Raw genomic sequence first — 12,251 nt, 5'->3', positions numbered from 1 at the left:
GAACGACCGCCGAGCTGCGCGGCGCGCGGCCTCAGCCGCGGCGACCCAGGTCGGCCGAGATCGCGTCCGCGGTCGCGCGGAGCTCGTCGAGCCAACCGAGCAGGCCGTCGAGCGGCAGGATCACCTTCGGCACCGACATCGACAGCGCGGCGACCGCCTCGCCCCGGTGGTCGCGGACGGGCGCGGCCACGCAGTGGGTGAAGTCCTCGTGCTCGCTGCGGTCGACCGCGTAGCCCTGCCGCGCGACCCGCTCCAGCTCGGCGCGGAAGCGCTCCGGCGAGTCGATGGTGCGATCGGTCAGCTTCGGGTAGCCGATGCGCTGCGCGAGCCGCTGCCTGCCGGTCGCGGGCAGGTCGGCGACCAGGACCTTGCCGACCGCGGTGCAGTGCACCGGGGCGCGCCGGCCGATCCGGGAGTACATGCGCACCGGGTGGACGCTGTCGACCTTGTCGATGTAGACGACCTGGTCCTCGTCGAGCATCGCCAGGTGCACGGTGTGCCCGCTGCGCTCCCCCAGCCGCCGCAGGTGCGGGCGCGCCACGTCGCGGGCGTCGAGATCCTCCAGCGCGCGGTGGGCGAGGTCGAACAGCGCGCTGCCGATCCGGTAGCGGTGCACGTCCTCGCGGCGCACGAAGCGCCCCGCCTCCAGGGTGCGCAGGAGCCGCATCGCGGTGGTCTTGTGCACGCCGAGGCGCTCGGCGAGCTCATCCAACGTGCGCGGACCGTCGGCCAGCGCCCCGAGCACCGCCAGGCCGCGTTCCAGGCTCTGGCTCACCGGCCCCTCCGATCAGCGTTGACGCGCCGAAGCGCGCAGTGGTACATACCTGTTCGCCGGAGTGTGCAACGCATGTTGCACGATACGCAATGGGAGGCGTCGTGTCGGTGTCCGGGAGCAGCGCAGCGGGAATCGGCGCCGGCGCGGTGCGGGCCTTGCGCGAGGAGCGGATCGACTGGCGGTTCAAGGGCATGCCCGCCGACTCGTTCGGATCCACCGTCGGCGAGTTCCTCGACACCCGCCCGAAGCTGTTCGAATCCGGATTCGTCGGACCGCTGCTCGCGCTCGACGCAGCTGCGCTGGAGCACAACCTCACCACGATGGCCGGCTGGTGCGCCGCGCACGGCCTCGAGCTCGCCCCGCACGGCAAGACCACGATGGCGCCACGGCTGTTCGAACGGCAGTTGGCGCACGGGGCCTGGGGCATCACCGCGGCCAACGTCAGCCAGCTGCGGGTCTACCGGGCCTTCGGGGTGCGCCGGATCCTGTTCGCCAACGAGCTGGTCGACCCCTGCGGCCTGGCCTGGCTGGCCGACGAGCTCGACGCCGACGCCGACTTCGCGTTCTGCTGCTACGCGGACTCACCGCGCGGGGTGGAGCTGATGGCCGCCGCGCTGACCGAGCACGGCGGCACGCGCCCGGTGGACGTGCTCGTCGAGCTCGGCAACGAGGGCGGGCGCACGGGTGCGCGCACGGCCGCGCAGGCGCGCGAGCTCGCCGAGGCGGTGCGCGCGCAGCCGAGGCTGCGGCTGGTGGGCGTGGCCGGCTACGAGGGCGAGGTCGCGCACGACGTCGCGGCGTCCTCGCTGGCCGCCGTGGACGGCTACCTGCGCGAGCTGCGGTCGCTGGTGGGCGAACTGGCCGAGGCCGGGCACTTCGCCGGACTGGACGAGGTGATCGTCAGCGCCGGCGGCAGCGCCTTCTTCGACCAGGTCGCCGAGGCGCTCACCCAACCCTGGCCGGACGGCCTGCCGGTGGTTCCGGTGCTGCGCAGCGGTGGTTACCTGCTGCACGACGACGGCTTCTACCGGATCCGCTCCCCGTTCGGCCGCGAGCACCGGCTGGCCGGGCAGGAGCCGCCGTTCCGCCCGGCGATGCGCATCTGGGCGCAGGTCGTCTCGCGCCCCGAACCGGACCTGGCGCTGCTGACCATGGGCCGCCGCGACGTCTCGTTCGACCAGGGCCTGCCGGAGCCGCAGGTGCTGCGCCCCGCAGGCGGCGACCAGCAACCCCTTCCCGCCGGCTCGTGCCGCGTTCGAGGCCTGGCCGACCAGCACGCGTTCCTGGAGCTCACAGGGGCGGATCCGCAGGTGGGCGACTGGATCGGCTTCGGCTTGTCGCACCCGTGCACGGTCTTCGACAAGTGGAACCTCATCCCGGTCACCGACGGCGACGAGGTCACCGAGCTGGTCCGCACCTTCTTCTGAGGCGACCCTCCCGGGGAGCGCAGCAGCTCCCCGGGAGCGCCGGCGCGGGCTCAGTCCAGGACGGCCAGCGCGTCGATCTCGCAGAGCATGCCCTCGGGCAGTCCGACGTAGACGGTGGTGCGGGCCGGGAACGGCTCGCCCACCACGCGCGCGTAGGTCTCGTTCATCTCGGCGAACTGCGCGGTGTCGGTCAGGTAGACGCGCAGCATCAGCACGTCGGCGAGGGAACCGCCGGCGGCCTCGACGACGGCGATGACGTTGCGCAGGCACTGCTCGGTCTGGTCGGCCACGCCGCCTTCGACCAGCTTCCCGGTCGCGGGATCGACCGCGGTCTGCCCGGAGACCTGCAGGATGTTGCCCTTGCGCACGCCCTGCGACAGCGGGATGTGCGCAGGCGGCGCGGGGGCGTTGTCGGTGCTGACCACGGTCCTGCTCATCGAGCGAATTCCTCCCGGCGGTTCTCGGCGCCGCTCCCGCGGAACCCGGCGGTTTCGGACACCGCGGGCGCGCCATTGCTTTTCGCGGTCGATCGTACCTACGATCGCCCGGTCTGGTGCAGACCAATCCGGGTTCGGAAGGACGACGGTGGATCTCATCATCCGCGGCGCGCAGGTCGTCGACGGCGACGGCGGTCCGCGCTACCGGGCCGACGTCGGCCTCGCCGAGGGGCGCATCGCCGCGATCGGCGGGCAGCTCAGCGGCAGGCGCAGCATCGACGCCGACGGGCTGGTGCTGGCACCGGGTTTCGTGGACATGCACGCGCACTCCGACCTGCAGCTGCTGGCCGAGCCCGACCACACCGCGAAGGTCTCGCAGGGCGTGACCCTGGAAGTCATCGGCCAGGACGGGCTCTCCTACGCCCCGGTCGACGACGCCGCGCTGGAGACGCTGCGCGGGCAGATCGCCGGCTGGAACGACGATCCGCCGGGTTTCGACTGGGACTGGCGCACCGTCGCCGAATACCTCGACCGGCTCGACCGGGGCATCGCCACCAACGCCGCCTACCTCGTCCCGCACGGCACACTGCGGTTGCTGTGCGCGGGCTACGAGGACCGGCCGGTGACAGCGGACGAGCTCGACCGGATGCGCGCGGTGCTGGCCGAGTCGCTGCGGCAGGGCGCGTTCGGGCTGTCCTCGGGGCTGACCTACACGCCGGGGATGTACGCCGACACCGCCGAGCTGACCGCGCTGTGCGAGGTGGTGGCCGCGCACGGAGGTTTCCACAGCACCCACCACCGCAGCTACGGCGCGGGCGCGCTGGCCGCCTACGCGGAGATGCTCGAGGTCAGCAGGCGTTCGGCATGTCCGCTGCACCTGGCGCACGCGACGATGAACTTCCGGGTGAACCGGGGTCGTGCCGGCGAGCTGCTGGCCATGCTGGATCGGGCGCTGGACGAGGGCTGCGACGTCACCCTGGACAGCTACCCATACCTGCCGGGCAGCACCTCGCTGCACGCGCTGCTGCCGAGCTGGTCGATGGCGGGCGGGATGCAGCCCACCTTGGAGCGCCTGCGGGATCCGGTGCTGCGCGGCCGGATTCGCCACGAGCTGGAGGTGACCGGTTCGGACGGCTGCCACGGCGTTCCGGTGGAGTGGGAGACCATCGTGGTCAGCGGGGTGCGCGAGGCCGGCAACGAGCACCTGGTGGGGCGCAGCGTCGCCGAGGCCGCGCGGGCGGTCGGCACCCAGCCGACCGAGTTCTACTTGGACGTGCTGGTCTCCGAACGGCTGGGCGCGTCCTGCCTGATGCACGTGGGCCACGAGGACAACGTGCGCGCGATCATGCGGCACCGGGTGCACACCGGGGGCAGCGACGGGCTGCTGGTGGGCGCGCGACCGCACCCGCGCGCCTGGGGCACCTTCCCGCGCTACCTGGGGCACTACGCGCGCGAGACCGGCGTGCTGGGGCTCGAGGAGTGCGTGGCGCACCTGACCTCGCGCCCCGCCGACCGCCTCGGGCTGGCCGACCGGGGCCGGATCCGCGAGGGCAACGCGGCCGATCTGGTGCTGTTCGATCCGGAAACCGTGTCCGACACCGCGACTTTCGAGAACCCCCGGCAGCAGGCCGCCGGGATCCCGCACGTGTTCGTCAACGGCGCGGCCGTGATCGAGGACGGTCGCCGAACCGACGCCCTGCCCGGCCGCGCGCTGCGCGCCAACAGCTAGGAGCCACGCTTGGCCGCGTTACTGCACTGGTTGCAGCACGAGACGTCCGGATTGCTGGTCCTGTGCGCGGCGGGCATCGCGGCGCTGCTGGTGATGATCATCAGGTTCCGGGTCGAACCGTTCATCGCGCTGCTGGTGACCGGGCTGCTGATCGCGCTGGCCGCGGGCCTGTCCCCCGCCGAGATCGTCGGGACCGCGCAGTCCAGCGGGGAGTCGCTGCTGGAGGACGGCTTCGCCTCGATCCTGGGGCACATCACCGCGATCATCGGGTTGGGCGCGATCCTCGGCGCGATGCTGGAGGCCTCCGGCGGCGCGCAGCTGCTGACCAGCAGGCTGCTGGCCGCGGTCGGGGAACGCCGCGCGCCGCTGGCGATGGGGCTGGCCGGGCTGGTCTTCGGCGTCCCGGTGTTCTTCGACATCGGCATCTTCGTGCTGGCCCCGCTGGTGCACGTGGTGGCGCGGCAGGGCGGGCGCTCGATCCTGCGGTACTGCCTCCCGCTCGTGGCCGGGCTGTCGATGACGCACGCGTTCCTGCCACCGCACCCCGGCCCGGTGGTGGCCGCGGGACTGCTGGGGGTGGACCTGGGCTGGATCATCCTGATGGGCCTGGCCTGCGGTCTGCCCGCGTTCGTCGTCGCCGGGCTGCTGTACCCGGTGTGGATCGGCAACCGGATCCACCTGCCGGTGCCCGAGGAGATGCTGGCCACCGCCGACGAGATGGCGCGCGAGCGCGCCGAGAACGACCGCCCGACCCCGGGGCTGGGTGCGGTGGCGGTGATCATCGGGCTGCCGATGGTGCTCATCCTCGGCGGCACGTTCGGCAGCATCGCGCTGCCCGAGGGCCGATTGCTGAGCGCGCTGACGTTCCTGGGCAACCCGACGGTGGCGCTGACCATCGCGGTGCTGCTGGCGTTCTGGGCGCTGGGAACCCGGCGCGGGATGACCGGCGCGCAGCTGTCCGAGCTGACCGCAGGAGCGCTGCGGCCGCTGGGCATGCTGCTGCTGGTCGTGGGCGCCGGCGGGTTCTTCGGCAAGGTGCTGGCCGAGACCGGGGTGGGTGACGCCCTGGCAGGGTCGTTGCAGGCCACTGGATTGCCGATGCTGGTTTCGGCGTACGTGATCAGCAGCGGGCTGCGCATCGCGCAGGGCTCGGCGACGGTGGCGATCGTGACCACCGGTGGGATCGTGGCGCCGCTGCTGGCCTCCGGCGAGCACTCGCAGGCGCAGCTGGCGCTGATCGCGGTGGCCATCGCGGCCGGCTCGATCATCGCCTCGCACGTCAACGACGGCGGCTTCTGGATCATCTCGCGGTACTTCGGGATCCCGGTCGCCGAGATGCTCAAGAGCTGGATGGTGCTGGAGACGATCCTCTCGGTGGTGGCCTTCGCGATGGCCGCGCTGCTGTCGGCTTTCGCGGCGTGATCGCTGCGGCCAGTTCGCGCAATCGCTTCGGCGAATTGACGCAAAACCCGTGCACCCGCGGTGTCCGCTTCGGTAACGTCGGGTGATCCAGCACACTGGGGGTGTTCGTGTCGGAGCCGATCGTGCAGGGCTATCCCCGCAGCAAAGTGCACGAGCTGCTGCAGCGCTGGTGGATCCGCAAGCGCCGGTGGCGGCGGATTCCCGACCAACCGATCGTGCACCTGCTGCCGGACGCCGAGCCCGACCGCCTCATCGACGAACTGGCCGGTCACCTGCACCAGGTCGTGCCCAACGCCGTGCTGGACGTCGCCGAACGGTCCCCGGTCACCCGCCCCGCGGGCAACGGCCGGGGCCCGGAGGAACCGGAACGCCTGTTATCGCGCCGCATTCGCGAGAACCTCGACGAAGCGGCCCGGACCTACCTCGACCACAGCTCGGCCAAGCGCATCGGACGGCTCCGGTTCCGCCGCTACGCCCTGCTGAGCTGGCTGCTCAACCAGAACGTGCAACCCAACGACGAGCTGGCCAACCGCCCCAACCCGCAAACCCGGCGACTGCTCAAGGACTACTTCGGTCCGCGCAAGAAGCAGCCCGAGCAGTCCGAGTCCTCCGCGTGGGCAGCCGCCGAGCAGCAGCTGCCCTGGTACCTGTTCATCGGCGCGCTGCTGACCTACCCGCTCTACTACGCGTGGCGCATCCGCTTCGGCGCGATCCCGCGCTGGTTCATGCGGCAGCGCTACCTCTCCCCCGGCGACTCCGAGGACTTCCCGGCATTCGCACAACGACTCATCACCACCCCGTCGAAGCGCGAGAACGCCGAGCAAGTGCGCAAACTCCTGGTGCACGCCTTCCTCGCCGACCTGGCCGACGCCTACGCCCGCGGCCCCCGGTGGCGGTGGATCCCGAAGGACTCCTATCCCGTGCTGCTGCTGCGCGGCCTCGAACCGGGCACCATCGGCGAGACGCTGGTACGACTGGTCAACGACGTGCGCAACGAGACCGTCATCCGCGACCCGCTGCTCGTCGTCGGCAGCGGCACCCGCCAGCTGCCGCACGAGCCGGAACCCGACGGCGGGACGCTCGAGGAGTGGCCCGTGCACCTGCAGACGGCGCGCAGGCAGCGCTCCCCCACCGCCTGGTACCGCCCGGCCGCGGTCACCGGCGCTCCCGACGGCGAGGACGGGTTGCCTCCCATGGGACGCGAGCTGCCGCTGCACCACTCGCTCGCGTGGCGCCGAGTTCCGGCCACCGCGGCCGTCCTGGCGCTGCTGGCCGCGGGCGGGTTGTACCTCCACCAGTACTTCGGCCCGTGCGGGCAGCTGCAACCCGTGCACCAGATCGGACCGTGGGGCTCGGACACCGAGGTGTGGGCCGAAGGCGGCGAATGCGTGGGGATCTCCGACGGCGGCTTCAGCTTCGCCCCGGACATCCCGGCCTCCGACGCGCACGAAACCCGCGCCCTGCGCGACCAGCTGCAGCAAGTCCAGACCGACATCGTCGCGCTCAACGAGGACATCGCAGCCGACCACCGACGCGTGCGATCGCGGCCGTACGTGACCGTGGTGTACTTCGGCACGCTGACCGCGCCCGACCCGAACTCCTCGACGCTCAACGCCGCGCTGGAAGAGCTCCGCGGCATCCGGCATGCGCAGGAGAAGGCCTGGCGGGACAGCCCGGTGCTGCTGCGCGTGGTGTTCGCCAACGGCGGCAACGAGATGGCGCACGCACCCGAGGTGGCCGAACGCATCGACGCGCTCGCCCAGCGCCGCGCCGACTCCGACGCACCCGTGGTCGGCGTGGTCGGCCTCGGCGGCAGCTGGTCGAGCACCAAGACCGCCATCGCCGAACTGGGCACGGCCGGACTGCCCTCGATCGGCACCACGACATCGGCCGACGGCCTGGTCGAGGCCACCCCGCTGTACCACCAGGTCGCGCCGAACAACCAGCGGCAGGCCGACGTGGTGGCCCAGTACCTGCGCGCCCGCCACCAACCGCTGCCCAAGATCAAGATCTTCTACGCCGAGAACGACCTCTACAGCAAGAACCTCGCGCACGACCTCGACGAGCTTCTCCCCGCGCAGCTGGACCCCAACGACCTGAACTCCTGGGACCAGGACATCCCGTGCGGCCGCGACGACCTGCTGTTCTTCGCCGGCCGCGCCGACCGGCTGGGCAAGTTCCTCAACGACGTCGCGGGAGCCTGCAGGTCCCGCGATCAGGAACCGCCACTGCTGATGGCGGGCGACGACGTCAACAAGTTCATGCTCGACCGCGAGCTGCCCACCGGTGTGACGCTCGAGTACACCTCGTTCTACGGGCACACCGAACCCGAATCCGACCTGCGCGGGCGCGCCACCCTGGCCAGCGACGCCGTGGAGGTCCTGCGCTACGCGGTGATGAACGTGACCGGTGGGAGGGTCGCCACCGACGGCCAGAACCCGGTCCCGCTCAGCGGGCTGGCGGTGTGGCACGGCATCGCCAGCAGCGGCTACACGCCCGTTCCCGGAATCACCGGCAACATCAGCTACACCGGTCGTTCCGGTCAGGTCCCGCAGGACAAGGCCATCTCCGTCCTGCGACTGACCGGAGGCAGCGATGAACCGGACGTGGTCTGGATGTGCGAGACGGGATGCCGCCCCGGCGCCTGACCCAGCACCACGACCGGCTGAACCGAAACCCGCCCGCACAGCCGATTTCCGCGGCTCGCGAGCCGGGTGCACGGATTCCGGGCCAACACACCGGTGGTGAGTCGACGAGTGCTCCCGGCCGCGAACCTGGTACTCATCACCAGGCGAGCCGCGCCGCGGTTCGCGAAGCACCCGGCGAGCCGAAAGCGACACCGATGCACGCAGCCCCCACCGCGCGAGACACCGGGAACGGCTGGGCCTTCGAACCGTTGCCGCTCACCGAGGCCGTCGCGGTCGCGCAGGCGGCGCTCGCGGCCGCGACCCCGCCGGACTCGGCCGACGACGCCACCATCACCGCGGCCATCGCCGACCTCCAAGCGCACGTCGCCACCGCCCACGCGCTGCAGAGCGAGTGCATCGCCACCGCCGACCGGCGCGAACTCGCCCAGCAGCAAGGAGCGCGCCGCACCCAGACCTGGCTGCAGGAGCTGTGCCGGCTGGACCCCGGCGAAGCCAACGGACGCGTCCAAGTCGCCCGCGCGCTGTCCGCCGACGGCGACGACCCGCTGAGCACGACCAGACGAGCCCTCGCCGACGGGGCGATCAACGTCGACCACGCCGACGTCATCACCTCGTGGGTGCGCAAGCTCCCGGCCTCGTGCGCCACCCCCGCCTACATCGCCGACTTCGAAACCCGGCTGGCCCGCGAAGCCAGGCGCACCTCCCCGAGCGGAGTGCGCAAGCTGGCCGCGCACCTGGTCGCCGAACTCGACCAGCAGCGCGCAGCGCTGGACGAGCACGAGCAGCACGCAGCCCGCGCGCTGCGCTGCAGCACCAACCGGGACGGCATGCTGGTCGTCAAAGCCCTGCTGGGCAAGGAAGCCGGTGCCAAGCTGATGACCGCGCTCGACCCGCTGGCCAGACCGCAGCCCGCCGACGACGGGCAGCTCGACCCGCGCACCGCCGCGCAGCGGCACGCCGACGCGCTCGAGACGCTGGTGGACATCGCGCTGGAATCCGACGGGCTGCCGATCACCGGCGGCCAGCGGCCGCAGCTGCAGATCGCGGTGGACTACGAACCGCTCGCCAACGCGCTGCGCTCCGGGGTGCTGCGCCGGACCGGTGAAACCGTCACACCCGAGACGGTGCGGCGACTCTCCTGCGACGCGGGGATCATTCCGCTGGTGCTCGGCAGCGACGGTCTGCCGCTGGACCTCGGGCGCACCGAGCGGTCCGCGCCCGCGCACCTGCGCGTGGCGCTGGAGCGCCGCGACGGCGCGTGCGCGTTCCCCAGCTGCGAGCAGCCGCCAGGGACCTCGCACGCGCACCACGTGGTGCACTGGGTCGACGGCGGCGCCACAGACCGCGACAACCTGGTCATGCTCTGCGGCAGGCACCACCGGCAGGTGCACCACGACGGCTGGGAGGTGCGGATCCGCGACGGGCGGCCGGTGTTCATCCCACCGGTGCGGATCGACCCGGATCAGGTGCCGCGACCAGGACGGCGGGGCGAGCACCTGGTGTACCGCGACTGCCTGCGCGAGCTGGTGCGCGCGCAGGCCGGGCCGATACCACCACCGCGCGATCCGCAGGCCGTCGAAGGAGGAAGCACCTAGGGCACCGACCGGCCTCGCCGTCCGGGAGGCCGGTGGGTCGGTGCCCCCTGCTCAACCCCGCTCGAAGTGGGCCTTCAGCCGATGCAAGGTCGCCTTGATCGAGTTCAGGTTCTCGGTCGGCACCCGGGTGCGGGAGAGCACGCCGGGCAGCACGCGGCTGTAGTCGTAGGTCTCGATGACCAGGGTGCCGGCGCCTTCCGGCTCCAGCTCGTAGCGCCAGCGGTGCGGCAGGAGGTTGCGCCAGGCGATCCGGCGGTTCTCTTCCCACTCCACGACCCGGTTGGTGATCCGGTACGGGACACCGCGCTTCATCCGCATCCCGAACTTCGCGCCCTCCGACAACCGGTCCGGCGCGCGGAGCTCGCCCCGCACGGTGCCGGAACCGTCGATGATCGGGTGCTTGCGGGGGTCGGCCAGCAGATCGAACACCTCCTGCGGGGAAGCACCGACCAGCACGCTGTGCGAAACCGAGGACTCCTCCTGCGCCATGCCCGCGAAGCTAGCGGAACGAGATCACGTTCGGAAAACGACGGCCCGAGAAACGACGACGCGGGCGCCCTCTCCGGCGGGCGCCCGCATCGTCCTGGTGTCGCGCGTCAGCGCGTGGCCCGCTGCGTCGGCTCCCAGCACTCCACACCGGTGAGCTCGGGCAGCCGGTCCCTGGTGAACACCGGGTCGAGGCCCTGCTTGCGCTGCGCGTTGTAGTCGCGCAGCAGCTTGAAGGCGATCGTGCTCAGCGGAGCGATGGCCAGCAGGTTGACCACGGCCATCACGCCCATCGTGGTGTCGGCCAAGTTCCAGACCAGGTCCGAGGAACCGACCGCGCCGAGGAAGGTCACGACCAGCACGGCCCACTTGTAGCCGGTGAGCACACCCCGGTTCTGGGTCAGGAATCCGACGTTGGACTCGCCGTAGTAGTAGTTGCCGAGCACCGAGGTGAACGCGACCAGCATGATGATCAGCGTGAGCAGGTGCAGCGACCAGCCACCGAGGTTGGCCATCATCGCGTTCTGGGTCATGCTCGCGCCGGCGTCCTCGCCGTAGGTCGGGTTGGACAGCAACACGATGAACGCGGTGGTCGAGCACACCAGCAGGGTGTCGACGTAGACCCCGAGGGTCTGCACCAGGCCCTGCTTGACCGGGTGGCTCACCGAAGCGGTCGCGCCGGCGTTCGGCGCCGAGCCCAGGCCGGCCTCGTTGGAGAACATGCCGCGCCGCACGCCCTGCACGATCGCGGCGCCGAGGCCGCCGCCCGCGATGGCTTCGAAGCCGAAGGCGTGGCTGAAGATCTCGGCGATGACGCCGGGGACCGCGGAGATGTTGAGCACCACGATGATCAGGCCGAGCACCATGTACAGGCAAGCCATGAACGGCACCAGCAGCTGCGCGGTGTGCGCGATCCGGCGGACGCCGCCGAAGATGATGGTCGCGGTCAGCGCGACGATGGCCAGGCCCAGCACCGGCGGCAGCCAGCCGTCGGCGTTGATCCCGGCGGTGTCGGCGGAGGTGACGATGGCGTCGACGATGGTGTTGCTCTGCACGGCGGTGAACACCAGCCCGAAGGTCACGGTGATGACCACGGCGAACAGCACGCCCATCCAGCGGGCCCGCAGACCGTGCAGCATGTAGTAGGCGGGGCCGCCGCGGAAGCCGGTCCGGTCGCGCACCTTGTACAGCTGCGCCAGGGTCGACTCCACGAAGCTCGCCGAGCCGACGACCAGGCCCATCACCCACATCCAGAACACCGCACCGGGGCCGCCCAGGGCGACCGCGGTGGCGACGCCGGCGATGTTGCCGGTGCCGATGCGGGCAGCCGCCGAGATGGCGAACGCCTGGAACGACGAGACCGCTTTGCCGCCGTCCTCGGCCGTCTCGGCCGAGCCGGTGATGGCGCGCACCATCTCCGGGATCATCCGGATCTGCACGGCCTTGGAGCGGATCGTGAAGTACACGCTCAGCAGGGCCAGCACGGGGATGATCAGGTAGAGCCAGAACGTGTCGTTCAGCGCGACGATCGCGTCGTTGAGCGCTTCCACAGGCGTTCCTTTCCGCATCGGGTGGTGCGGGAATCAGGTGTCGCCCGGCGCTCGGGTCGGGCGCCTGCGACGTTCACCGCTCGCTGTCGTAGACAGCGGGTCGCCACCGTGTTCCGGTGGCGACCCGCGTCGCGAACGACAGGCTACAAAGCCCGTTGCAGCTGGCTACCGACGGGTAGGTG

At 71.5% G+C, this 12,251-nt stretch carries 9 protein-coding genes; 5 read left to right on the top strand and 4 right to left on the bottom strand.

Going from position 1 to position 12,251, the window contains the following annotated elements; all coding sequences use genetic code 11:
• Positions 1-31: 31 nt before the first annotated feature.
• On the bottom strand, positions 32-775 hold the full coding sequence (locus ACFQRI_RS18610; RefSeq protein ID WP_380670276.1) for an IclR family transcriptional regulator: 744 nt from the start codon (positions 773-775) through the stop codon (positions 32-34).
• 191 nt (positions 776-966) lie between these two features.
• On the opposite strand from ACFQRI_RS18610, the gene ACFQRI_RS18605 reads away from it, so the two are divergent.
• Positions 967-2,202 carry an amino acid deaminase gene (locus tag ACFQRI_RS18605; RefSeq protein WP_380670329.1) on the top strand — a complete coding sequence of 412 codons (1,236 nt, stop codon included), beginning with the start codon at positions 967-969 and terminating at the stop codon, positions 2,200-2,202.
• 50 nt (positions 2,203-2,252) lie between these two features.
• Here the strand turns inward: ACFQRI_RS18605 and ACFQRI_RS18600 are convergent, their stop codons facing one another.
• Positions 2,253-2,639, bottom strand: a complete 387-nt coding sequence (locus tag ACFQRI_RS18600; RefSeq protein WP_380670274.1) for a RidA family protein — start codon at positions 2,637-2,639, stop codon at positions 2,253-2,255.
• Between the two features lie 148 nt (positions 2,640-2,787).
• On the opposite strand from ACFQRI_RS18600, the gene ACFQRI_RS18595 reads away from it, so the two are divergent.
• The 4 genes from ACFQRI_RS18595 to ACFQRI_RS18580 all read left to right on the top strand — a co-directional run bounded on the left by ACFQRI_RS18595 (position 2,788) and on the right by ACFQRI_RS18580 (position 10,033).
• Positions 2,788-4,368: an N-acyl-D-amino-acid deacylase family protein gene (locus tag ACFQRI_RS18595; protein ID WP_380670272.1), complete on the top strand. Its 1,581-nt coding sequence runs from the start codon at positions 2,788-2,790 to the stop codon at positions 4,366-4,368.
• Between the two features lie 9 nt (positions 4,369-4,377).
• Positions 4,378-5,790, top strand: coding sequence for a GntP family permease (locus ACFQRI_RS18590; protein ID WP_380670270.1), 1,413 nt, complete (start codon positions 4,378-4,380; stop codon positions 5,788-5,790).
• Positions 5,791-5,897: 107 nt separating this feature from the next.
• Positions 5,898-8,438: a type 1 periplasmic-binding domain-containing protein gene (locus ACFQRI_RS18585; RefSeq protein ID WP_380670268.1), complete on the top strand. Its 2,541-nt coding sequence runs from the start codon at positions 5,898-5,900 to the stop codon at positions 8,436-8,438.
• A gap of 194 nt (positions 8,439-8,632) precedes the next feature.
• Positions 8,633-10,033, top strand: coding sequence for an HNH endonuclease signature motif containing protein (locus ACFQRI_RS18580; RefSeq protein ID WP_380670266.1), 1,401 nt, complete (start codon positions 8,633-8,635; stop codon positions 10,031-10,033).
• A gap of 51 nt (positions 10,034-10,084) precedes the next feature.
• Here ACFQRI_RS18580 and ACFQRI_RS18575 read toward each other — a convergent pair whose 3' ends face one another.
• On the bottom strand, positions 10,085-10,522 hold the full coding sequence (locus ACFQRI_RS18575; protein WP_380670264.1) for an SRPBCC family protein: 438 nt from the start codon (positions 10,520-10,522) through the stop codon (positions 10,085-10,087).
• Between the two features lie 107 nt (positions 10,523-10,629).
• Positions 10,630-12,069 carry an alanine/glycine:cation symporter family protein gene (locus ACFQRI_RS18570; RefSeq protein WP_380670262.1) on the bottom strand — a complete coding sequence of 480 codons (1,440 nt, stop codon included), beginning with the start codon at positions 12,067-12,069 and terminating at the stop codon, positions 10,630-10,632.
• Positions 12,070-12,251: the final 182 nt, after the last annotated feature.

The sequence above is a fragment of the Saccharopolyspora griseoalba genome (genome assembly GCF_042665275.1).
In the GTDB taxonomy this organism is placed as follows: domain Bacteria; phylum Actinomycetota; class Actinomycetes; order Mycobacteriales; family Pseudonocardiaceae; genus Saccharopolyspora; species Saccharopolyspora griseoalba.
The sequence above is the reverse complement of the archived record's forward strand: the minus strand, read 5'-3'. Positions and strand labels throughout refer to the sequence as shown.